This window comes from Magnetospirillum aberrantis SpK (genome assembly GCF_011022235.1).
GTDB classification, from domain to species: domain Bacteria; phylum Pseudomonadota; class Alphaproteobacteria; order Rhodospirillales; family Magnetospirillaceae; genus Magnetospirillum; species Magnetospirillum aberrantis.
This window is the reverse complement of the sequence record NZ_JAAIYP010000007.1, coordinates 101637-125321: the sequence shown is the minus strand read 5'-3', so window position 1 is coordinate 125321 and position 23685 is coordinate 101637. Positions and strand designations below refer to the sequence as shown.

18 protein-coding genes are annotated in these 23685 nt (G+C 65.7%); 11 read left to right on the top strand and 7 right to left on the bottom strand.

Annotated elements, in window-relative coordinates:
* The first annotated feature begins 13 nt into the window (after positions 1 to 13).
* From G4223_RS19820 to G4223_RS01840, 3 genes are all read left to right on the top strand, one after another.
* Positions 14 to 253: a hypothetical protein gene (locus tag G4223_RS19820; protein WP_241003909.1), complete on the top strand. Its 240-nt coding sequence runs from the start codon at positions 14 to 16 to the stop codon at positions 251 to 253.
* Positions 254 to 336: 83 nt separating this feature from the next.
* Entirely contained in the window at positions 337 to 1356 is a 1020-nt protein-coding gene (locus G4223_RS01845) for a glycosyltransferase family 4 protein (RefSeq protein ID WP_163674206.1), read from the top strand.
* 85 nt (positions 1357 to 1441) lie between these two features.
* Entirely contained in the window at positions 1442 to 2020 is a 579-nt protein-coding gene (locus tag G4223_RS01840; protein ID WP_205762324.1) for a heme utilization protein, read from the top strand.
* A gap of 106 nt (positions 2021 to 2126) precedes the next feature.
* Here the strand turns inward: G4223_RS01840 and G4223_RS01835 are convergent, their stop codons facing one another.
* Both G4223_RS01835 and G4223_RS01830 read right to left on the bottom strand, forming a co-directional pair.
* Positions 2127 to 2909, bottom strand: coding sequence for a Crp/Fnr family transcriptional regulator (locus G4223_RS01835; RefSeq protein ID WP_163674203.1), 783 nt, complete (start codon positions 2907 to 2909; stop codon positions 2127 to 2129).
* A 7-nt stretch (positions 2910 to 2916) separates the two neighbouring features.
* The gene (locus tag G4223_RS01830; protein WP_163674200.1) at positions 2917 to 3669 is read right to left on the bottom strand and encodes a Crp/Fnr family transcriptional regulator; all 753 of its coding nucleotides are present in this window, start codon (positions 3667 to 3669) and stop codon (positions 2917 to 2919) included.
* A 171-nt stretch (positions 3670 to 3840) separates the two neighbouring features.
* Here G4223_RS01830 and G4223_RS01825 point away from each other — a divergent pair, with 171 nt between their 5' ends.
* From G4223_RS01825 to G4223_RS01810, 4 genes are all read left to right on the top strand, one after another.
* Entirely contained in the window at positions 3841 to 6099 is a 2259-nt protein-coding gene (locus G4223_RS01825) for a nitrate- and nitrite sensing domain-containing protein (protein WP_163674198.1), read from the top strand.
* Positions 6100 to 6203: 104 nt separating this feature from the next.
* Positions 6204 to 6392 carry a hypothetical protein gene (locus G4223_RS01820; protein ID WP_163674194.1) on the top strand — a complete coding sequence of 63 codons (189 nt, stop codon included), beginning with the start codon at positions 6204 to 6206 and terminating at the stop codon, positions 6390 to 6392.
* Between the two features lie 366 nt (positions 6393 to 6758).
* Positions 6759 to 14966, top strand: a complete 8208-nt coding sequence (locus tag G4223_RS01815) for a beta strand repeat-containing protein (RefSeq protein WP_163674192.1) — start codon at positions 6759 to 6761, stop codon at positions 14964 to 14966.
* Between the two features lie 13 nt (positions 14967 to 14979).
* Positions 14980 to 16992 carry an O-linked N-acetylglucosamine transferase, SPINDLY family protein gene (locus G4223_RS01810; protein WP_163674190.1) on the top strand — a complete coding sequence of 671 codons (2013 nt, stop codon included), beginning with the start codon at positions 14980 to 14982 and terminating at the stop codon, positions 16990 to 16992.
* A 42-nt stretch (positions 16993 to 17034) separates the two neighbouring features.
* Here G4223_RS01810 and G4223_RS20175 read toward each other — a convergent pair whose 3' ends face one another.
* The 4 genes from G4223_RS20175 to gatC all read right to left on the bottom strand — a co-directional run bounded on the left by G4223_RS20175 (position 17035) and on the right by gatC (position 20560).
* On the bottom strand, positions 17035 to 17166 hold the full coding sequence (locus tag G4223_RS20175; protein WP_277394999.1) for a hypothetical protein: 132 nt from the start codon (positions 17164 to 17166) through the stop codon (positions 17035 to 17037).
* Between the two features lie 126 nt (positions 17167 to 17292).
* The gene (gene gatB, locus G4223_RS01805) at positions 17293 to 18747 is read right to left on the bottom strand and encodes an Asp-tRNA(Asn)/Glu-tRNA(Gln) amidotransferase subunit GatB (protein ID WP_163674189.1); all 1455 of its coding nucleotides are present in this window, start codon (positions 18745 to 18747) and stop codon (positions 17293 to 17295) included.
* Entirely contained in the window at positions 18747 to 20261 is a 1515-nt protein-coding gene (gene gatA, locus G4223_RS01800) for an Asp-tRNA(Asn)/Glu-tRNA(Gln) amidotransferase subunit GatA (RefSeq protein WP_163674186.1), read from the bottom strand. Before gatA ends, gatB begins: the two co-directional genes overlap by 1 nt.
* On the bottom strand, positions 20261 to 20560 hold the full coding sequence (gene gatC / locus G4223_RS01795; RefSeq protein ID WP_163674185.1) for an Asp-tRNA(Asn)/Glu-tRNA(Gln) amidotransferase subunit GatC: 300 nt from the start codon (positions 20558 to 20560) through the stop codon (positions 20261 to 20263). Before gatC ends, gatA begins: the two co-directional genes overlap by 1 nt.
* A 99-nt stretch (positions 20561 to 20659) precedes the next feature.
* On the opposite strand from gatC, the gene G4223_RS01790 reads away from it, so the two are divergent.
* The 3 genes from G4223_RS01790 to ruvX all read left to right on the top strand — a co-directional run bounded on the left by G4223_RS01790 (position 20660) and on the right by ruvX (position 22414).
* Complete coding sequence (locus tag G4223_RS01790) at positions 20660 to 21346, top strand: LytTR family DNA-binding domain-containing protein (RefSeq protein ID WP_163674182.1); 687 nt, start codon at positions 20660 to 20662, stop codon at positions 21344 to 21346.
* A gap of 128 nt (positions 21347 to 21474) precedes the next feature.
* A complete protein-coding gene (cowN, locus tag G4223_RS01785; protein ID WP_163674178.1) occupies positions 21475 to 21771 on the top strand; it encodes a N(2)-fixation sustaining protein CowN in 297 nt (98 codons plus the stop codon).
* 175 nt (positions 21772 to 21946) lie between these two features.
* On the top strand, positions 21947 to 22414 hold the full coding sequence (gene ruvX, locus G4223_RS01780) for a Holliday junction resolvase RuvX (RefSeq protein WP_163674528.1): 468 nt from the start codon (positions 21947 to 21949) through the stop codon (positions 22412 to 22414).
* A 132-nt stretch (positions 22415 to 22546) separates the two neighbouring features.
* On the opposite strand, the gene G4223_RS01775 is transcribed toward ruvX, so the two are convergent.
* Positions 22547 to 23020: a hydrogenase maturation protease gene (locus tag G4223_RS01775; RefSeq protein WP_163674176.1), complete on the bottom strand. Its 474-nt coding sequence runs from the start codon at positions 23018 to 23020 to the stop codon at positions 22547 to 22549.
* 261 nt (positions 23021 to 23281) lie between these two features.
* Here G4223_RS01775 and G4223_RS01770 point away from each other — a divergent pair, with 261 nt between their 5' ends.
* Positions 23282 to 23683 (top strand): bacteriohemerythrin, encoded by a 402-nt coding sequence (locus tag G4223_RS01770; protein ID WP_163674173.1) that lies wholly within the window; start codon positions 23282 to 23284, stop codon positions 23681 to 23683.
* The last annotated feature ends 2 nt before the right edge of the window (positions 23684 to 23685 follow it).

Genomic DNA, 23685 nt, shown 5'->3' with positions numbered 1-23685 from the left:
CACCCATTTCCCGTTGCTGGCCGGGACCCTGCGGCGTGTCCTGGGGGGCGGCCCGGCGCTGGTCGATTGTGCCGAGGCGGTGGCGGCCGAGGCCGAAACGGTGCTGGCTGCCGCCGGTCTGGCGGCACCGCCGGAGGGGGCAGGGGGGCTGTCGCTGATCGCCACCGACGCTCCCGACCGCTTCGCCCGTATCGCCAGCCGGTTGTTTCCCGCCCTGGGGGCGGTGCCGGCGGTGGAACTGGCCAACCTGTAGCGTGTTGAATTCACCATCCTGTCACTTGCTCCGGCCGGCGCCCGGTCCTAGGCATGCGGAAGGTTCCGTGACGGAGTGGTTTCATGCGTATCGCCATCGTGACCGACGCCTGGCATCCGCAACGCAACGGCGTGGTGCGCGTGCTCGACACCCTGGCCGCGACCCTTGGGGGCATGGGCCATCAGGTGGCGGTGTTCGAACCCGGCCAGTTCCGGGTCATGCCGTGCCCCAGCTACCCTGAAATTCCCTTGGCGCTGTTTCCCGGCCGGCGGCTGGCGACGATGATCGAGGACTTCGCCCCCGACGCGGTGCACGTCGCCACCGAAGGCCCGCTGGGTTGGGCGGCGCGGGGATGGTGCCTGAAGAACGGCCATCCCTTCACCACCGCCTATCACACCAAGTTTCCCCATTACGTGCGGGCCCGGACCGGGGTGCCGCTGGCGTGGCCCTATGCCTTGATCCGGCGCTTCCACGCGCCGTCCTCGGCGGTGATGTGCCCGTCGCCCAGCGTGTTCGAGGAATTGGGGCAATGGGGCTTCGCCAACGCGGTGGAATGGTCGCATGGCGTCGACATCCGCACGTTCCGGCCGCAGCCCAAGGATTTCCTGAACGTCCCCCGTCCGTTGTTCCTGTATGTGGGGCGGGTGGCGGTGGAAAAGAATCTGCCGGCCTTTTTGGCGCTGGATCTGCCGGGGACCAAGATGGTGGTGGGCGACGGTCCGGCACGGGCGGCGCTGATGAAGCGTTACCCGGACGTGGACTGGCGCATCGCCAATGGCGACGCCGAATTGTCGCGCTATTTCGCCGCCGCCGATTGCTTCGTGTTTCCGTCGCTGACCGACACGTTCGGGCTGGTGATGCTGGAGGCCCTGGCCTCGGGCGTGCCGGTGGCCGCCTTCGCCGTGCCCGGTCCGCTGGACGTGGTCGGCGACGCGCCGGTGGGGGTGCTGGGGCCTGATCTCAAGGCTGCCGCGCTGGCGGCGCTTGACGTGGACCCGGATGCCTGTCGCGACTATGCCGCGGGCTTTTCCTGGGAGCGGGTCGCCGGCCAGTTCCTGTCGCTGTTGCGGCCGTTGGCAGGGGAAAGGCGGCGCTGCGCCTGACGTTGGTCGATGTTCCCTACCGCAAGTGTTGCTATTTCCGGCCCGCTTCTCCAAACTGGCGCCCGCTCGCCTCTTCGAACGATGCATGAGGTTGCCGTTGACCCGTTTCTCCTGTGCCGCCGCCGTCGCCTTGCTGGCGCTGACCGCCTCGTTGCCTGCCGGCGCTGCCGGATGCATCAACCCCACCGAGGCGCGCGCGCTTCAGGTGCGGCAATTGCACATCCAGCTTCAGGTCGCGTCCCTGAACTGCCGTACCGACGACCCCAGCCTGCCGGGGAAGTATGCCTCCTACATTCAGCGTTTCGGCGGCCAACTGAGCGAGAACGCCAAAGTCCTGCGGGGGCATTTCGCCCGCAGCGGCGGCAGCATCGACCGCTATCAGACGGTGTTGGCCAATGACGAATCCCAGCGTGCCCATCTGGTCGAAGGCTATTGCGAAAGCCATGTGCCGCTGTTCGAGAAGCTGTCCGGCCTGAAGCCGGCCGAGTTGGAGCATTTCGCCGCCGCCACCGTGGACAAGCCCGACCGTCCGGTCTGCGCGTCCGCCCCGGTCCGGCAGGCCAGCGCACAGATCAAGCCCAAGGCTTCGGCCAAGCTGGAAAAGCCCAAGGCCGAAAAAAAGGCCGAGATGGACAAGAAGGACAAGGCCGCCCCCAAGGGGTGAGCCGCTTGCGGCCTGCGCGCTGACGGCAGGATAAGAAACAGACGGGGGCTGTCCATCGGACGGCCCCCGTTTTCGTTCATCAGTCAGCCGACGATTGTCGCGTCAGCTATCCGTTCGATGCCGGCCGGTCATCCTCTGACTTGGGGGCCACTTCGCCCAGGATGGCGTCGACCGCCGCCTGGAAGCGTTTACGGCACGGTGCGACCACGCCATCATGGTGGAACCGCAACAACCCCTGTTCCTCGATCAGGCGAATGCAGCGCGACATGGATTCGCGGGCGATGCCCAGCATGGCCGCCATGTCGGATTTTGACACCGGCGTGTCGATGCACAGCGCCTCGCCCTCGTCGCGGCCGAAATGTTCGGCCATCTGGTACAACAGGACCAGCACCCGATCCCGCACGCACAGAGTCAGCATGTTGAGCGCCTGATCCTCGATCTGGTCGATGTCGCGGACCAGATTGGCGACGAAGTCGCGTTCGAGCGCCCGGTTCTGTTCGAACGCCCAGCGCGCGGCGCGGGCGGGGATGTGGCACACCACCACCTCGGTCGCGCAATGGGCCGACACCGAATGGACTTCGCCCCGCACCAGGGCGCGATAGCCCAGGGTCGATCCCGGCCGCACCATGCGAACCACCAGGGAGTTTCCGTCGTGGTCGCCCTTGCGCAGCAGCAACACCCCCGACAGCAGTCGGAACACCGCGTCGCAGGGGTCGCCCTGATGGAACAGGTAGTTTCCGCGTTTGAGTTTGCGCACTGTCTTGCGTTCGGCCAACGACGTCATGAAATCAGCCGGCATGTCGCTCCAGACAGAGGCGGGGGCGAAGTCGCAGGCGTCGCAGCTTTCGCTGTGGTCCCCACCATGGGGGCACTGGTTCTGGTTGGGCATCTGACTTTCAGCTGGCGAGCGGGATTTGGCGATATTCCTCGTTCTCGACGCCGATGTCGACCAACGCGGCGCGGAAGGCCGGCAACGAGGGGATGACCACGTGATGGCGCGAGAAATGCGCCAGTTTTTCCCCTTCGAGCGTGCGGATGCATCGTGACAGGGTTTCCGGGGTCATGCCGGCCAGCGCCGCCATGTCGGTACGGCTGACCGGAGGGGCCAGGACCACGGTCCGTTCGTCGTTCATGGTGGTGAAATCGCGGCTGAACTGGGCCAACAGGACCAGAAGCCGGTCGCGCACCGACAAGGTGGCGACCTGAAGCATGCGTTCCTGGGCGTTGCCCAGGTCTTGGGCGACGGCGGCCAGCAATTCGTGCTCAAGCACGCGGTCGGCCTCCAAAAGCGTGTCCAGGTTGCCCAGCTCGACCCGGCACACCAGACAGTCGGTGACGCATTGCGCGCTCATGCGATGGCGGCGCTCGCGGCTGAGATAGGCGCGGAAGCCGGCGAACGTCCCACGCGACAAGAGGTCGAGCGCCAGCGGATCGCCGCCCAGGTTGGCTTTGCGGCGGACCACGGACCCGTCCAGGATGGCGTAGACGGCCCCCACGTCCTGGCCGGCCTGGAACAGCCAGTTGCCCTTGCGCACCCAGGACACCACAGGCTGTCCCGGTGCCGAGCACAGAAGCTCGGCCGCCGCGACGAAGCGCGCGGTAAGGGCGGGAAGTGCGGCGTAGCCGTCGTCTTCGGGATGTGTGGCCATGCGTGGAACCCCCTGAACGTCCGACCCCGAGTGTGCCATCTCTGGAGCGGGCGGAACATGACGTGCGTCAAGTCAGTTCCGGCCCCAGGACATGACGCGCGCGCGCATTCGGCTTTACTACCGGGACGTGGCGCCGATTATACTGTGCTGTCGTCTCGTGGGAGCAGGCGCATGACGGGCATAGTGTGGAGCGACGACCTCGCACTCGGAGCGGCCGAGGTGGACGTGCAGCACCGTGTGCTGGTCGATGTCCTGTCCGACGCCAACGCGACCTTCCAAACCGGTGACGTGCGGGGCGCGGTTTTGCTGTTGCGCCGGTTCCTGGCCGAGTTCGCCGCTCATTTCGCCGACGAACAGCGCCGGCTGACGGAACTCGGTTGCGACACGGTGACCGAGCGTGAGCGTGAATACAGCACGTCGCATTTCATCTTCGCCGCCCATCCGCTCGAGGCCGACGACGTCGAGGTCATCGGCCAATTGCTGAATTACGCCAACGCCTGGTTGCTGGACCACATCGTCCGCCAGGACAGCCCCGTGCGGGGATTGTTGGCGCCGCCGGCGGCGATGGAGCGACGGCGGTTCCGGTTCGACGTGATCAAGCTGCGCTGGCGCATCGCCGCCCTGGCGCTGGTGCCGTTGGTGGCGTTGACCGGGCTGGTGGTGGTGTCCGGCATGGAACTGGAACGCAACGCCGCCGCCATGCGGCTGATGTCGCGCATGAACCACCTGAACGCCCACATCAGCGACCTGATGCACGAATTGCAGCACGAGCGCGGCCTTGCCACCTTGGTCTATTACGACCGCCGCCTGGGACGCGACAAGTTGCAGGACCAGTATCGTGCCACCGACGCGGCCATGCAAAGCTTCCGTGACCTGGCCACGGAGTTGGAGACCGACCTGCCGGCCGGGGCGGCGGCCCGCAAGCTGGATGGTGCCCTGCATTCGCTGGATTTGATCAAGGAGGTGCGCGACGACGTCGATACCGGCAGCTTCGACGCCGTCGAGAACATGGATTTCTATACCACCGCCATCGAGGATCTGGCGCTTCTGGTTCCCGAAGTGGTGCGGACCTTCCTGCCGTCGGATTTCGCCAAGCTGACCTTCGCCCAGGTTTTCCTGCAACAGGTCAAGGAACGCGCCGGGCACGAGCGCGCCGCGGGCGTGGCTATCCTGTCGTCGGGGGCGCCGGGGCGGCCGATCGTGTCGGTGCGCGACCTCGCCGCCGAACAGCGCGCCCTGGCCACCGGTTTCATGGCCCTGGCCCCGACCGATCTGGCGGCCGCGTATCGCGCCGCCGAACGGTTGAACGAAGGTCCCATGACGTGGATGCGCAACGCTCTTGAAACCGGCGAGCTGACCTATCTTTCGGCCCAGGAATGGTTCGAGGTGACCAGCCATCGCATCGACGCCATGCGCGACGTCGAAAGCATGCTGACCGAGCGCCTGGACGCCGAGGCCGACAATCTGGACCGCACCACCAACCAGCGCTATCTGGTCATGGTTTCCGGCATGGCCGTGCTGATGCTGATGTCGCTGGTCATGGTGCTGAGCCTGGGGTGGAGCATCCTGCCTCCCCTGGCGCGGCTGGCTGCGGCGGTGCGGCGGCTGGCCAACGGCGAACGCGCCGTCTCCATTCCCGGCCTGGCCTCGCGCGACGAGTTGGGCGGGGTGGCCCGTTTCGTCGAACAGCTCAAGGAACGGCTGGTGCACAGCGACCTTTTGGACGCCCGCCGCCTGACCGCCAACGCCGAACGTCTGCGCGTGGTCGCCGACAACACGCCCGGCATCGTCTTTCGGGTGTTCCAGGCGGAAACCGGGTCCTCGGTGGTGGTTTGCGCCAGCCGCAAGGCGCGCGACATCCTGGGACTGTCGCCGGCCGACATCGTCGATATCCCGGTCCGGCGATTGTTGCGTCGGATGGTCGCCCCCAGCGATTGGGGCGGTCTTTTGCACATGATGCGACGGCAGGAACCGTCATCCATGAGCTTCGAGTTCCAGATCCGCCACGACCGGCCGGGTGCGCCCCGTTGGCTGCGTGTGGTGGTGTCGCCCACGCCGACCGAAGGCGGCTGGCTGTGGGACGGGGTGGCGCTGGACGTCAGCGGCCTCAAGGCGGCGGAACGCGAACGTAACCGTATCGCCGGAGAGGCGGGGCGTCTGGGCGCTGCCCCCTCTCAACCGGTGCCGACCGCCCGTGGCGTCGCCATCCAGGTGTCGCTGGGGTTGCGGCCGTTATCCCAACATGCCGAGCAGGCGTTGCGCAACCTGCCGCCCGACACGCCGGGTTTCGAGGACATCCAGGCCATCCTGGCCGACGTCCGTCGGCTGGAACGCTTGGTTTCCGAGCTGACGGTCCCGGCCTTGGCCGACGACCGGGACGGCCCGCGTGAGGCTTCGGCCACCGTCATTCCGTTCAAGGGCAAGACCTGAGCGTTTCCGGCATGTTGCAATGGCGAAATATAGGGTCTTCACCCGATGGTCTTGCGCCATGCCATTGCGCATAGTTCCAAGGTATCGTTTGAGCGGAGGCGAACATGGCGGATTTCGCGGCCGGTGGCGGTGATGCCGAGGTTGAGTCGATGGCCCGCAAGGTGATCCGCAACCCTCGCGCCCATCCCGACGAAGTGCGCGCCGCCCGCTATGCGCTGTGTGTGCTGGAACGCCAACGTAAGCGCCCCGACCAGATCGTCGCCGGTGTCTTGCCGCCCTTGCCCGAAGGCTGAGGTTCCTGTCGGGCCGCACGGTCAGTGAGTAGGGGCGCGGCACCTCTGTCCGGTGGGGCGAACTGGGAAATTTTTTCCGACCGGGTCGGAAGGACGCGGCATTTCTTGCCGTCAGCCGGTGGCGCAACCGTTCTGAAACCGTCGAAAATGGCGGAAAACCAACATACTTAACGTGACCTTAACTGACGGCACGGAGCATGCATGGGCGGTGACGCACCTGCGCGTTCTGATTGCGTCCGCCTGGCGGGCACTTTTCGGGGAAGTCGTTCGGAAGACGCAGGTTTTGTTGGGGGGCGCGTGTTTAACCCACGCGCCAGTGTACGTGCCCTTCCTGGAGGGCGCGTTCCAAGGTCGAAAGGTCCGGCGATGTCGTCAATCTCCTCTCTGAGCGCCGCGCAGATCGCTCAATTGAGCCTGACCAGCATCCAGTCGCTCAGCGCGTCGGATATCGCCTCTCTTGATACTACGCAGGTCAGCGCGTTTTCGGTCGCGCAAATCGAGGTGCTGGATGCGACCCAGATCGGGGCGCTGACCACCAGCCAGATGACCGCGCTGACACCGGCGCAGATCGACGCGCTGAGCGCCGCCCAGATCGTTTCGTTCAGTCCCCTGCAATTGTCGGTGCTGCTGGACGCCCAGATCGACGCCTTCGGGGTCGAAGACATCGCCGTTTTCAGCACCCTTCAGATGAAGGGACTGACCGAAACCGAGTTGGCCGGCTTCAGCGTGTCGCAGATCCAGGTCTTGACCTCGACCCAGTTGGCGGCGCTCAGTTCCACTCAATTGGCGGCGCTGGGCAACGATCAGATGGCTGCGTTGGTCTCGACCCAGGTGGCGGGGTTGGCCTCGACCCAATTGTCGGCCCTGACCTCGGCGCAGGTCGGCAGCTTGCAGCCCGAAACCCTGGCGTCCTTGACCACCACCCAGATGGCCGGTCTGGTCGCGGCCGATTTCGCCGCCCTGGACGGCGACCGCGTGGCGGCCCTGACCGTGACCCAGGTCCGGGCCATGACCCCGGCCCAGATCAAGGGATTGACCACCACCGGCGTACGTGCGCTGACGCAAGAGCAATTGGCGGCGCTGAGCGCCACCCAGATCGGTGCCATCAGCAACGCCGGCATCTATGCGCTGCAATCCACCCAGGTCGCCAGTCTGGCCGCCAGTCAGCTTGCCGGTCTGACCACCAGCCAGATGAAGCTGTTGTCGGGAACGGCGATCGGCGCCTTCACCTCCGCTCAGATTGCGGCGCTGACCACGACCCAGGTGGCCATGCTGACGCAGACCATGGTGGATTCGCTTTCCAGCACCCAGATTTCGGCTTTTACCGCCGAACAGGTGCCCTATCTGACCACGTCGGCCATCGGTTCGATCGACGAGACCCAGGCGGATGGCCTGACCACCACCCAGATCGCCGCTCTCAGCACCACTCAGGTCCGCACCCTGGCGACCGAGGCGGTCGAATCCCTGGACGCCACCCAGATCGACGGCCTGTCGGCGACCCAGATGGGGGCGTTGGGCATCTATCAGATCCGCACCTTCACGGTCGAGGAAGTGGCGGGGCTGACCCTGACCCAGATCAAGGGGTTGTCGGCCACCGCCATAGCCAGCCTGACCCAGGAACAGTTGGCGGTGCTGTCGGAAACCCAGATTTCGGTTCTGTCGGCGACCCAGATCAAGGGCTTGCGCTCGACCCAGATGGCGGCGCTGTCCGACACCCAACTGGGGGCGTTCAGTGCCGCGCAGATGGCGTCCTTGTCGCTGGTGGCCATTCCCGGCTTGACCCAGGAACAGGTGCGGTCGCTTGCCACGTCGCAACTGGCGGCCTTGACCTCGCTTCAGGTTGGCGCCCTGACCGCCGATCAGGTCTACGCCCTGACCGCCGAACAGGTGGCCGGCCTGAGTGCCGCCCAGATCAAGGGTGTGACCTCGACCATGGCGGCGGGCCTGACCGCCGAACAACTGGGCGCGCTGAGCAGCGAGCAGTTGCGGTCGCTTTCCACCACGGCGCTGGCGGCGTTGGATGCGGTCCAGTTGTCCGACCTGTCCTCGACCCAGATGACGGCGCTGACCTCGACACAAGTGGGCGGGTTGACCACCACCCAACTGGAAGGGCTGACAGCCACCCAGGTCGCGGCGCTGAGCCGGACGCAACTGGCCGGTCTTTCCGCCCTTCAGGTTCGCGCCCTGGGGATCGACGAACTGACCAGCGAGCAACTGGCCGGTCTGACCTCGACCCAACTCAAGGGGCTGGCGGCCAACCAGATGGGGGCCTTGACCTCCGATCAACTGGCGGCCCTGACCCAGACCCAGATCGCCGGTTTCAACATCGGGCAGATTCAAGGGCTGAGCGTCGAACAACTGGAATCGCTTTCCGACACCCAGCTTCGCGCCCTGACCACCACCCAGATGGCGGCGCTGAGCGAGATGCAGGTCTCGGCCCTGTCCGCCACCTTGCTTGGCCGGCTGGGCACCACCCAGTTGGCGGCCTTGACCAGCACCCAGGCCGGCTATCTTGGCGACGAGCAATTGCGGTCGTTGAATTCGACCCAGTTGCAGGCGTTGTCGGTCACCGCCATGGGCGGGTTGAGCGAGTACCAGTTGGCGGCGCTCTCTTCCACCCAGATGCAGGCGCTGAGCTCGCAGCAGGTGGGCGGGCTGTCGCGGACGGTCATCGCCGCGTTGTCGGCCGAACAGACGTCGGCCCTGACCTCGACCCAATTGCGCGGTCTGACCGCCACCCAGATCGGGGCGTTGTCGGAATTCGGCCTGGGCGGCCTGACCGAGACCGCCGTGGCGGGGTTGTCGGTCACCCAGATCGCCCATTTGACCTCGACCCAGCTTGGCACCCTGAGCACCGCCCAGTTCAACTCCCTGTCGCTGTCGCATCTGAGCGCGCTCAACATCGTGCAATTGGCTGGTCTGACCGACACGCAGATGGCGGGAATTTCCCAGACCCTGCTTCAGGCCTTCACCATGACCAAGCTGGGGGCGTTGTCCGCCAGCGCCGTGGCCGCGCTGTCGCCGACCCAACTGTCGTCGCTGAGCGCCATCCAGGTCAAGGGACTGAGCGCGACCAACATCCAGGGGCTGAGCCAAAGCCAGATCGCCGCCTTCACCACGTCCCAGATCGCGGCCTTGAACACCGCCGCCGTGGCCGCGCTGTCGGACGAACAGATGGACGCGCTGAGCGCCACCCAGGTCGCCGCGCTGAATTCCAGCCAGTTGTCGGCGCTGTCGGCCGACCAGATGAGCGGGCTCGAGACCAGCCAGCTTGACGCCCTGACCAGCAGCCAGTTGCGGGCCTTGTCCGCCGGTCAGTTGTCGGCGTTGAACGAAGAACAATTGGCCATGCTGGACGTCGGCGACATGGCCATGTTGACCACCACCCAATTGCGCGGTCTGAGCTCGACCACATTGTCGCAATTGGGAACGGCCCAATTGGCGGCGCTGTCGGCCAGTCAGGTCGCGGCGTTGTCAAGCGCGTCCCTGGCGGGGATCAGCATTGAACAGATGGCGGCTTTGGGCTCGACCCAGTTGCGGGCGTTGACCAGCACCCAAATGGCCGCCTTGCCGGTCGAGGTGGTGGAAACGCTGACGCCCGAAAGTCTGGCTCAGTTCAGTCAGACCCAGATCGGCGGCCTGAATTCGACCCAATTGTCGGCGCTGAGCGAAACCCAGATCGCCAGCCTGAACACCAGCCAGATCCGCGCCTTGTCGTCGACCGCCCTCAAAGGCCTGAGCGCCGAACAGATCGCCGCTTTCGACGCCACCCAGCTTGCCGCCATCACCCTGACCCAGTTGGCGGGCCTGAGCGCCGAGCAATTGGGCAGCCTGGGCGCGGAAGACCTGACCAGCTTCAGCGCCACCCAGATCCGGGCATTGAGCGGCGTCCAGATCCGGGGGTTGTCCAGCACCCAGCTCGGCATGTTGACCGACACCCAGTTGGGGGCGTTGACCACGACCCAGATGGCGCTTCTGAGCGAGGAACAGGTTTCCGGGCTGTCGGCGACCCAGGTGCAGTCCCTGGCGGTTACTCAGGTGGCGTCTTTGTCCACCAGCGCCATCGCCGGTCTCGACACTACCCAGGTGGCGGCTTTGACCGCGCCCCAGATTCGCGCCCTCAGCACCGCCCAGATCGGCGCGCTCGACGCGGTTTCCGGCCTGGACGAAACCGCGCTGGCGCGGCTGAGCAATTCGCAGATCGCGGCCTTGTCTCCCGAGCGGGTCGGCGAGATGACCACCACCCAATTGGCGGCGCTGTCGTCCAGCCAGGTCGCCGCGCTGTCCAACGCGGCCATCGCCGCCCTTTCCGAGGAACAGATCGATTCGCTGGCGGCGACCCAGTTGGCGGCGCTGACTTCGACCCAAATGGCGGCCTTGACCGCGGACCAGATCGGCGGTCTTGACGCTTCGGCCATCGCCTCGCTTTCGGTCAACCAGTTGCGGGCGTTGTCGTCCACCCAGTTCGCGGCCATGAGCACCGAACAATTGCGCGGGTTGTCGGAAAGCCAGGTGTCGGCGCTGACCACCACCCAGATCGGCACCCTGAGCGCCGAGACCGTCTCGCGTCTGGACACCACCCAGGTCGCGACGCTGTCGGCCAGCCAGGTCGCGGCGTTGAACTCGTCCGCCGTGGCCGGCCTGACCGCCAGCCAGATCGGTGCGCTTTCCACCACCCAGTTGCACGCCTGGAGCCAGACCCAGGTGGCGGCGCTCAGCGCCGAACAGATCGGCGGGCTCACCGCCAGCGGCCTGGGGGCGTTGACCGTTACCCAACTGGGCGGACTGACCGAGACCCAGTTGCGGGCGTTGACCACCACCGCCATCGGCGGCTTGACCGCCACCCAGCTTCGCGCCCTGTCGCAAACCGCCATTTCCGGTCTGAGCGAGAACCAGTTCGGGATGCTGTCGGGCACCCAACTGGCGGCGCTGACCACCACCCAGGTTGCCGGTCTGACCCAGGAACAGGTGGAATGGCTGAGCGTGACCCAGGTGGCGGCGCTGTCCACCGCCCAGATCGCCGCGCTGTCCTCCGACAGTGTCGATGGTCTGAACAGCGAACAGGTGGCGGCATTGTCCGACGCCCAGATCCGGGCCTTGAGCAGCACCCAACTGGCGGCGTTGTCCGACGCCGGGTTGGACGGGTTGGGCACTGACCAGATCGCGTTGCTGACCTCGACCCAGTTGCGCGGTCTGACCGCCACCGGGCTGCATTCCCTTGAGACCAGCCAATTGGCGGTGCTGTCGTCCAGCCAGATGCAGGCATTGACCACCGACGCCCTGGACGGTCTCAGCAACGCCCAGATCGCCGCCTTGGCCACCACCCAGTTGCGGGCGCTGACCAATGTCCAGGTCGCCAGCCTGGACGGCGAACAGATCACCGGTCTCAGCTCGACCCAGGTCGAGGCCATGACCACCAGCCAAATTCGCGCCCTGACCCCGACCCAACTGGCGGCGTTCGAGGCCAAGCAACTGGCCGGCCTGACCACCACCGCCATCTCGGTGTTGTCGACCACCCAATTGTCCGGTCTGGCCACCACCCAGGTCGAGGCGTTGACCGCGCTGCAACTGGGCGTCCTGACCTCGTCCCAGATGGCCGCCCTGTCGGGTGACGCCATCAGCGGCCTGACCGAAACCCAGATCGCCGAACTGACCTCGACCCAGCTCAAGGCGTTGACGCCGGCGCTGATCGGCGCCTTGACGCCGACCCAGATCAGCGGCATGACCAGCACCGCGTTCTCGGCCCTGTCCAGCAGCCAATTGGCCGGCCTGACCGCCGAACAGATCGACGCGTTGTCCACCAGCCAGATCGCGGCGTTGACCACCACCCAGATCAAGGCGTTGTCGACCACCGCGCTCAGCGGTCTGCGCACCGAACAGGTGCGGGTGCTGGACGATACGCAATTGGCGGCGCTGACCTCGACCCAGATGGCCGGGCTGGTCGAGACGGTGCTGAACGGGCTGACCGTCACCCAGATGGCGGACCTTTCCACCAGCCAGATCCGGGCGTTGACTCCCAGCCAGTTGGGGCTGCTGAACGAAACCCACATGGCGGCGCTCAGCACCACCCAGATATCGGCGCTGACCACCACCCAGTTGACGGGTCTGGACACCACCCAGACCGGGGCGCTGACCACGGACCAGATCGCCGCGCTCAGTTCGACCCAGGTCGGCGCGTTGTCGGCCACCGGCATCGGCGGTCTTTCCGCGACCCAGGTGCAGGCGCTTTCCACCACCCAGGTCCGCGGCCTGGGATCGGCCCAGATCGGCGCGTTGACCGCCGAGGCGTTGAACGCCTTCGATCCCAGCCAGATCGCCAGCCTGTCCATTACCCAGGCGTCCGGCCTTCAGGCCACCCAATTGGAAGAAATGGGGACGAGCCAGCTTGCGGCCCTGACCTCCAGCCAGATCGGCGCCTTGACCGCCACCGCCATCCTGGGCCTGAACGAAACCCAGATGGCGGCGCTTTCCGCCACTCAGTTGGACGGCCTGACCAGCACTCAGATCTACAACCTCGGCTTCGAGGAAGTGGGGGCGCTGACCGCCGGCCAGATCGCCTCGCTGACCTCGACCCAGTTGCGGGGGCTGGATGCCTATCTGATGCAGGCGCTGAGCACCTCGGCCATCGCCGGCTTGACCACCACCCAGATCGGCGCGTTGACCACCGAGCAATTGTCCGGCCTGAGTGCCGAGCATGTGGCGGCGCTCAGCACCACCCAGTTGGGGCGGATGTCGTCGTCGCAGATCGCGGCGCTTTCCGCCGACGGCGTCACCGGCCTGAACGAGACGCAGTTGGCGGCGCTGACCACCACCCAGATTCGCGGGCTGAGCGTCACCCAACTGGCGGCGCTGACCACCACCCAGGTCAGTGGCCTGACCGCGACCGAGTTGGGGGCGTTGACCTCGACCCAGTTGGGGGCCTTGTCGTCCACCGGTCTCAACGCCCTGACCCCGACCCAGATCGCGGGTCTGACCAACGCCCAGATCTCCGCGCTGTCCACCACCCAATTGGCGGGCATGGGCGAGGATCAGGTGGCGGCGCTCAGCACCACCCAGCTTCGGGCGTTCAACTCGACCCAGGTCGGCTCGCTCAGCACCACCGCCATTTCCAGCCTGACCGCCACTCAGTTCGACGCCCTGACCACCACGCAGTTGCGCGGCCTGTCCGCCACCCAGATGGCCGAACTGACCGCGACGCAGTTGCAAAGCATGAGCACCACCGATTTGGCGGTGCTGACCTCGACCCAATTGTCCGGGTTGGGCGCCGACGACGTCGAGGCGCTGACCACCACCCAGATCGGGCGCCTGAGCACCCTGCAACTGGCCGGCTTGTCCACCACCGGCCTGAGCGGCCTGACCGAGGCCCAGATCGCGGCGTTGACCACCACGCAATTGCGCGGTCTGCAATCCACCCAGATGGGGGCGTTGTCCACGGACGCGCTGGCGGCGCTGTCGGAAAGCCAGATTTCCGCCCTGGTCACCACCCAGCTTCGCGGCCTGACCGCGACCCAGATGGGCAGCTTGGCGACCACGCAGATTTCGGCCTTGGCCAACACCGCGCTGGCGGCGTTGACCGCCACCCAGTTGGGCGGCATGTCCAGCACCGGCATGGCGGCGCTCAGCACCACCCAGTTGCGGGCGCTGACCGCCACCCAGATGGCGTCCTTGTCCACCACCGGCATCAGCGGGCTCAGCGACACCCAGATCGCGGCGTTGACCGCGACCCAGTTGCAGGCGCTGACCACCACCCAGATCGGCTCGTTGACCGCCGATCAGGTGGCCGGTCTGACCCAGACCCTGATCGGCACCTTGACCGCCACCCAGTTGGGCGGATTGTCCAGCACCGGTCTGGCGGCGCTGACCACCACCCAGGTCGCGGGTCTGACCACCACCCAGATCAGCTCGCTTTCGGCCGGCGGCATCGCCGGGTTGACCTCGACCGCGTTGCAATCGCTCAACAGCACTCAGTTGGCGGCGCTGTCGCCGGTCCAGGTGGCGTCCTTGTCCACCACCTCGGTCAATGGCCTGACGGCGACGCAATTGGCGTCGCTCAGCGAAAGCCAGTTCGAAGCACTTTCCGCCACCCAGATGCTGGCGCTGACCACCACCCAGATTTCCGGCCTGGGCACCACTCAGATCCGCGCCTTGACCGACACCCAACTGACGGCGTTGGGGCGCGTGCAGATCCGCGCCCTGACCTCGGAACAGATCGCCGTGTTGGACAACGGTCAGCTTGGCACCTTGACCACGACCCAGGTGTCCAACCTGAGCGGCACCCAGTTGCAGGCATTGACCCTGACCCAGTTGGCGGCCTTGAGCTCCAGCCAGGTGGGGGCGTTGACCCCGACCCAGATCGGCTCGCTCACCAACGCCGGGATCGGCGCGTTGTCGGCCACCCAATTGTCCGGGTTGACCACCACCACCATTGCGGCCTTGTCCCCCGACGTGGTCGCCGCCTTGGCGACCACCCAGTTCGAGGCACTGACCGCGGCGCAGATCGACGCCTTGACCGAAACCCAGCTGGCCGCGCTCAGCCCGGCCCAATTGGCGGCGATCGATTCGGCGCTGGCTTGATGGAGTTTGATGGATGAACCAGGATTTCCTCGCCTCGAGCATGGCCCAGGCGCGTCAGCGCACGCTTGGGGTGCTTGACCTGATCCGGGCCGTGGACCAGGTCCGGGGCTCGCACGGGGCGGGCGCGGTGGTGGCGCTGTACGATTGCTGGGTCGAACACAACGGCGACGACCCGCTGCTGTACGCGGTTCTGTTCAACCTGTCGGTCACGCTGAGCGATTGCGGCGAGATCGAGCGGGCGGTGCAATGCCTGGAACGTGCGCTTGAGATCAACCCCGATTTCACCCCGGCCAGCATCAATCTGGGCCGTCTGCTCGAACGCAAGGGCGGTGCCGAGGCGGCGGTGCGGCAATGGGCGGCGGCGGTGGACCGTCTGGCGGCGGTGACGGGAACCGCCATCAGCCACAAGATTACCGCGCTCAACCAGATCGCGCGGGTGATGGAGGACGCCGGCCAGGACGACGCGGCCGAGAACATGCTGCGGCAAAGCCTGGACCTTACTCCCGATCAGCCCGAGGCGTTGCAGCACTTCATCGCCCTGCGCCAGCGCCAGTGCGAATGGCCGGTGCTGACCCCGTGGGACCGTGTCAGCCACAAGACGTTGGTGTCGGGTATGTCGCCCTTGTCCATGGGGGCCTATGCCGACGATCCGGTGCTGCATCTGGCGGCGGCGTGGAACTACAACCGCCGCGACGTCGGGCTTCCCGGTGACGGACTGATCCGCTCCTATTGGGCGGCGCGCGAGGGTGCTCCCGGCGGGCGGCTGCGCATCGGCTACCTGTCCTCGGATCTGCGCGAACACGCGGTGGGCTATTTGTGCGCCGAACTGTTCGAACTGCACGACAAGGCGGCGGTCGAGGTTTTCGCCTATTACACCGGTATTCCGGGAAGCGATCCGCTCAAGGAGCGTTTCCAGAACGCGGTGGACCATTGGATCGACGTCACCGGCCTGAGCGACGCCGAGGCGGCGCGGCGTATCGCCGACGACGGCATCCACATCCTGGTCGACCTCAACGGCTATACCCGCGATGGCCGGACCAAGCTGGTGGCGTTGCGTCCGGCACCGGTGATCGTCAACTGGCTGGGCTATCCCGGCACCACCGGCAGCCCCTATCACCATTACATCATCGCCGACGACTGGATCATTCCCGAAGGCGACGAGGTGTTCTATTCGGAAAAGGTGTTGCGGCTGCCGTGCTATCAGCCCAACGACCGCAAGCGGGCGGTGGCCGCCATCGCGCCGACGCGGGCGGAGATGGGGTTGCCCGACGACGCCATGGTCTATTGCTGCTTCAACGGTCTGCACAAGGTGAACCGCTTCACCTTCCAGCGCTGGCTGGACATCCTGAGGCGGGTGCCGGGCAGCGTTCTGTGGCTGATGAGCGGCACCGAGGGGGCGCAGACCCGTCTGCGGGAGGCGGCGGTTCAAGGTGGAATCGATCCCCAGCGCCTGGTCTTCGCCGGCAAGCTGGCCAATCCCCACCATCTCGCCCGCTATCCGTTGGCCGACCTGTTCCTCGACACCAGCCCCTATGGTGCCCACACCACCGCCTCGGACGCTTTGTGGATGGGGGTGCCGATGCTGACCCTGTCCGGGCGGTCGTTCGCGTCGCGGGTGTGCGGCAGTCTGGTGCGTGCCGCCGGTTTGCCCGATCTGGTATGCACCTCGGCCCAGGAATACGTGGACCGCGCGGTGGCGTTGGGACGCGAGCCCAGCCGCCTGGCGGCCTATCGCCAGCGCCTGAGCGAGCACGGGGCGCTGTTCGACATGGACACGTTGGTTCGCCGCCTGGAACAGCTTTATCGCCAGATGTGGGACGAGTTCCAGGCCGGCACCCTGCCGCGGCCCGACCTGCGCAACCTTGAAACCTACATGGAAATCGGCACCGAACTGGATTTCGACGCCATCGATCCGTTGAACGGGCACGACCCCGTCGCGTGGTGGCGGGATCGTCTGGCCATCCGCCACCAATTGCGCCCCATCCCGGCGGATGCGCGCTTGTGGAACGGTGGCACGGAGGAATAGGGGGAGAAGGGTCTTCGACCCTTCGCCGCTTTCAGGTGAGGATCAGAAGCCGGTAACCCACATCAGCAACCCGGTAGCGCCGATGGCGGCCACGGTGGCGGCGCTCAGCGTGGCCAGGGCGATGATGATGGCGGTGGTTTCGGGCATCGTGGCCGCGACGGCGGTGGGGCGCATAATGGTCTCCGACGGAAAGGAACGATCCGTCTGGAATGATGGCGCCATTGGCCGGCGCCATCCTTGACCTTTGTCATCCGGTCCGCCGCCCCTTCGGAAAAAAAAGGGGGCGGGTGGGGAGACCGGTTATTCCTTGAACTTCTTGGCGATCAGTTCGTTCAGCATGCCGGGATTGGCCTTGCCCTGGGTCGCCTTCATCACCTGGCCGACGAACCAGCCCATCAGCTTGTCCTTGCCGGCCTTGACCTCGGCCACCTTGTCCGGGTTGGCGGCGAAGACGGCGTCGATGGCCGCTTCGATGGCGCCGGTGTCGGTGACCTGCTTCAGGCCCTTTTCCTCGACGATGGTCGCGGGGTCCTTGCCGCTTTCCACCATGAAGATGAACACGTCCTTGGCCAGACGGGTGGAGATGGTGCCGTCCTTGATCAGGTCGATCATCCGCCCCAGGTTCTCTGCCGACACCGGGGGATTGGCCCAGGTGTATTCCGGCTTGGAATTCATGGTGGCGAAGAAATCGCCCATGACCCAGTTGGCGGCGGTCTTGCCGTCGCGGCCCTTGGCGACGATCTCGAAGAACTCGGCCGAGTCCTTTTCGGCGACCATGACGCCCGCGTCATAGGAGTTCAGGCCGTACTCGCTCATGAAGCGGGCCTTCTTCTCGTCCGGCAGTTCGGGCAGGGTGGCCTTGATGCCGTCCACCAATTCCTGCGAAATCACCAGCGGCAGCAGGTCGGGATCGGGGAAATAGCGGTAGTCGTGGGCGTGTTCCTTGCTGCGCATGGAACGGGTCTCGCCCTTGACCGAATCGAACAGGCGGGTTTCCTGCTTGATGTCGCCGCCCGATTCGTAGACGTCGATGTGACGCCGGGCCTCGTATTCGATGGCCTGCTGCACGAAGCGGATCGAGTTGACGTTTTTGATCTCGCAACGGGTCCGCAATTCGGTGCTGCCGACCGGCCGCACCGACACGTTGGCGTCGCAACGCATGGAGCCTTCCTGCATGTTGCCGTCGCAGGTGCCGAGGTAACGCAGGATGGTGCGCAGCTTGGTGAGATACGCGCCGGCCTCTTCAGGGCTGCGCATGTCCGGCTTGGACACGATTTCCATCAGCGCCACGCCCGAACGGTTCAGGTCGATGAACGACTTGCTGGGGTGCTGGTCGTGGATCGATTTGCCGGCGTCCTGTTCCAGGTGCAGGCGTTCGATGCCGATGGGGCGGGTGGAACCGTCATCCAGGTCGATCAGCAGGGTGCCCTCGCCGATGATCGGCTGGTCGTACTGGCTGATCTGATAGCCCTGTGGCAGGTCGGCGTAGAAATAGTTCTTACGCGCGAAAACGCTGGTCAGGTTGACCTTGGCCTTGAGGCCAAGGCCGGTGCGCACCGCCTGTTCGACGCACTTCTCGTTGATCACCGGCAGCATGCCGGGAAAGCCGGCGTCGACGAAGCTGACCTGGTTGTTGGGGGCACCACCGAATTCGGTCGGCGCGCCCGAGAACAGCTTGGAATTGGAAATGACCTGGGCATGGACCTCAAGGCCGATAACGATTTCCCAATCGCAGGTTTCGCCCTGAATGATCATCACACACCCCCGCGGGCGGAGCCCGCATTAGTTTCGTTGCCGGCCACGCCGGCCGGAGTGGCGGTGAAGCCGGCGGCGGATTCCATCACGCCGGCCACCTTGAACACGGTTTCCTCGTCGAACGGACGGCCGATCAGTTGCAGGCCCATCGGCAAGCCGTCGGCGGAAAGGCCGGCGGGCAGGCTGAGGCCGGGCAGGCCGGCCAGCGAGGTCGGGATGGTGAACACGTCGTTCAGCCACATGGTGACCGGATCGTCGGTGTTGTCGCCGATGCCGAACGCCGCCGACGGCGCGGTGGGCGTCAGGATGACGTCGACGGTCTCGAACGCCTTCTTGAAATCCTCGGCGATCAGGCGGCGGACCTTCTGCGCCTTGGTGTAATAGGCGTCGTAATAGCCGGCCGACAGGACGTAGGTGCCGATCATGATGCGGCGGCGAACCTCGGCGCCGAAACCGGCGGCGCGGGTCTTCTTGTACATGTCGTCAAGCGAATCGCCCTTGACCCGAAGGCCGAAGCGCACGCCGTCATAGCGGGCAAGGTTCGACGACGCCTCGGCCGGGGCGACGATGTAATAGGTCGGCAGCGCGTACTTGGTGTGCGGCAGGGTGATCTCGACCGGGGTGGCGCCGGCGGCCTTCAGCCATTCGATGCCCTGTTCCCACACCTTGTTGACCTCGTCCGACAGGCCGTCGGGGCGGTATTCCTTGGGAATGCCCACCTTGAGCCCGCGGATGTCGCCGGTCAGCGCGGCGGCGAAATCGGGCACGGCGATGGGGGCCGAGGTGCTGTCCTTGGGGTCGTGCCCGGCCATGACGTTCAGCATCAACGCGCAATCCTTGACCGTGCGGGCCATGGGACCGGCCTGATCCAGCGAACTGGCGAAGGCGACGATGCCCCAGCGCGAGCAACGGCCATAGGTCGGCTTGATGCCGGTGACGCCGCAAAAGGCGGCGGGCTGGCGGATCGAACCGCCGGTGTCGGTGCCGGTGGCGCCCATGGCGATGCGTGCGGCGACGGCCGCGCCCGACCCGCCCGACGAGCCGCCGGGAACCAGTTGCTTGGCCGGGTCGCTCTTGCTTTTCCACGGGTTGACGACGTTGCCGTGATAGCTGGTGGTGTTGGACGACCCCATGGCGAATTCGTCCAGGTTCAGCTTGCCCAGCATGACCGAGCCGGCATCCTTCAGCTTCTGGCTGACGGTGGATTCGTACTGTGGCTTGAAGCCGTCCAGAATGTGGCTGGCGGCGGTGGTCAGCACGTCCTTGGTGGCGAACAAATCCTTGATGCCCAGCGGGATGCCGTCCAGCGCGCCGGCACGGCCGGCGGCGCGGCGGGCGTCGGATTCCTTGGCCTGTTCCAGCGCCAGCTCGGGCGTCTCGGTGATGTAGGCGTTCAGGCTCCGCTTGGCCGCCATGGCGTCCAGATGGGCGCTGGTCAGCTCGACGGCGGAGAAGTCGCCCTTGGACAGCCCGGTCAGGGCGTCGGCGATGGTAAGGTTGGTCAGCTTTGTCATTATTCCACCACCTTCGGCACGGTGAAGAAGCCGCCTTCGTCCTCGCGCACGGCGTCGGGGGCGTTGGCCAGCACCGCTTCGGCGTAGCCGCCGTCGTTGATCACGTCTTGGCGCATGGGCAAGGTGATGTCGGCGACGCTGGCCATGGGGGCGATGCCGTCGGTGTTCACCTCGGCCAATTGCTCGACGAAGGTCAGGATGCCGGAAAGTTCACCGGCCAGATGGTCGAGTTCGTCATCGCGAACCTCGATACGGGCCAGTTCGGCGATGTTGCGCACGGTGGTTCTGTCCAGCGACATGCGGTGTGGTTCCTCTGGGACAATCTGCAAGAAAACTTGCTATTTTCAGCGTGGGCGGACGTTAGCATCCGTCTAATCCATCCGCAACCGGGGAAGGCCATGAGCAGCTTCGAGTACCGGCTGCAACGCTCGCCGGTGGGGGTGTTGCAGGTCGATTCCGATCGAACGGTGGTGGCGGCCAACCCGCTGGCCCGCCGCCTGCTGGAACCGGTGGCCGGTCCCATCCTGGGCCGCGAGCTGCTGTCCATCCACCCCGAGGCGGCGCGGGCCAAGGTGCAATGGATGCTGGACGCCGCCAGCGCCCGCCCGGACGAGCCGGTGGGCATGGCCATGACCCTGCCCATGGGGGCGCTGATTTCGCGCGTGACCACTCTTGAGACCGTGAACGGTCCCGGCTGGTGCCTGGTGTTCCATTTGCCCGAGAATTTCGGTCAAAGCGGTGCCCCCGCTTCCGACGACGTGCTGGTCAAGCTGCCGGTGGGCAGCCGGGCAGGGGTCACCCTGATCGACGTGGCCTCGGTGATGTACCTCGAAGCGGAAGGGCATTACACCCGTGTCCATACCGCCGACGGCCAGCGGTTTTGCCAATTGTCGTTCGCCGAACTGGTGCGGCGCCTTGATCCCGCCGGGTTCTTGCGCGTGCACCGTTCCTACATCGTCAACCTGCGTCACGCCGAGGCCATCGAGCGTGGCGACGGCCACTGGGCGATCATCATGACCGGCCGGGCGCGGGTGCCGGTCAGCCGCGCACGGGTGGAACTGGTGCGCCGCCGGCTGGCGCTTTAGGCGGGCTTTTGCCATTCACGTACTTTCTTTGTGGGTTTGTGTGCGCAGGTGACCGTTGGTGCATCCCATGTTGCCGTTCGTGCAGGTTCCGGCGACTTTGGTGACGCCACCAAGGGAACCTGGAAAAGATGACTATCGACGTGAAGACCGATCGTTACATCACCTATAGCGGCATCGACTGCGAAGGGAACGCCAAGATCGTGGTGGAGCACGTGCTGGCGCTGATCGCCGACCCGGCCAAGAGCAACGCGCTGTGGGAACGCTTCAAGGTGCGGCTGTCCGAAGCCGGAAAGGTGGGAGCGCGCAAGGCCGACGAACTGTGCCTGGCGTGCAGCCATACCTATTACATCGAGGAATTGTTCGAGGAACACGGCGACGAAGAGGGGCTGGAAGCCCTGCGCCGCCTGGAAGACGAGTGCTGCTGAGCTACCACGGCACGCTGAGCGAACAGCGTGCCGAACTGCCCCAATTGCTGCCGTGGCCTTCGCAGGCGCCGCAGGCGGCAAGGGGGACGGCAAGCATCAGGGCCAGAAACAGTCGGAACGGCATGGCATCAAGGTAACGCTTGCGCGCGTCGGCGTCATGCCGCACCTTGCCGCCATGCCGATTTTTTCCATTGCCGAACTGCCCACCGCGTTGCCGCGCCATGCCCGCGTCATGGGGCTCGACCTGGGCACCAAGACCATCGGTCTGGCGCTGTCCGACGTGCTGCGCTCCATCGCCACGCCGTTCGATACCATCCGCCGCACCAAGTTCACCAAGGATGTCGAGGCGCTGTTCGCCATCATGGACAAGCACGAGGTCGGTGGCTTGGTGCTTGGCCTGCCGGTCGAGATGGACGGAACCGAGGGATCGCGGTGCCAGTCCACCCGAGCTTTCGCCCGCAATTTGCTGGGATTGCGCGACCTTCCCCTGGCGCTGTGGGACGAAAGGCTGTCCACGGCGGCGGTGACCCGCACCTTGCTGGAGGCCGACGCCAGTCGGGCGCGTCGGGCCGAGGTGGTGGACAAGATGGCCGCCGCCTACATCCTGCAAGGGGCCTTGGACGCCATGGCCCGTCAGGGCTAGTGGTCCGATCCTGACGGAAGGTTCTGGGGCCTGAACCTTCAGTTTGGCGAATCGGCCCACGCAATCAACGAATTGTGCACTGATCCATTCAGATGGTCCGTGTACGATCTGAATGGATCAGTGCAGGGGGCCTCAGGCCCGAAGCCGCTTGCGCATCGGTGGACGGACGCCACCGAATTCCTGGGCCAGACGGACGGTCAGGCTGTGGGCGGCGGCCATGACCAGTGGCGTCAGCCCTGGCGCGAACGGCAGGCGGCTGGCCACCACCGGTCCCATCACTTCGATCGACGGACCACCGGATGGTTGGCGACGCACCGCGGCCAGCACGGCGGCGGTGCCGCCGTTGAACTGGTCGGGCGGGTGTCCACGATAGCCGGCGCCATCCAGGCGCAGAATCTCTCCCGGTGTGCCAAGCCGGCGCGGCAAGGACTCGATCACCACGGCGTGGTGGCAATTTTCGAACAAGGTGACCGGGCTGATCCTGGCCGTGCCGTCCAGGACGCGAACAGTCTCGGGCCAAGTCATGGCTGCCAGACGGTGAACCATGGCGGCACCGAAGCCGTCGTCTGCATGCAGGGGGTTGCCAAGGCAGATCAGATGAATCAACGAAACCCGTTCCTTTTCGCGGTGTCGCGCTTTCAGGGAAGGATATACTACAACTGGGGCGAGTGCCACAACAACCATAAGAATACGTTGCGGCGGCGGGCTGCGGATGGCACCATCGGGCGGCTATGTCAAAGGCATGGACCGGGGAAGGAGTGCATTCTGCGCTTGATTCGGTCATTAACCATTCGGTAGTGTTTTGCGCACAGGCCATCCGCCATTTTTTGGGCGCGGTGGCCTTATGTGCTCCTGGGGGGGATGGACATGCTGGTGTGGGAAGACGAGTACAAGATCGGCAACGAGGAAATGGATGCCCAGCATCTGATCCTGTTCGCCTTGTTGAACCAGTTGACGGTGAACATCGACAACGACCGGGCGGGCGACTGTCTGGCCGACGTCATCACCGCGCTGGGGGGCTATATCGATTACCACTTCGCCCATGAAGAAGCGTTGATGCGGGCCTGGGACTATCCCGACATCGACGCGCATTCGGCCAAGCATGTGCAGTTCGCCGCCGAGGTCAAACACCTTCAGGCCCAGGCCCACAGCGGCGACGTGCACAAGGTGGCGATCAGGGTCCGCGCTTTTGTCCTTGATTGGCTGTTGGGGCACATCCTGGGCTCGGATCGGGAATATGCGGCCTTCATCGCCAGCAAGGCTGCCTGATC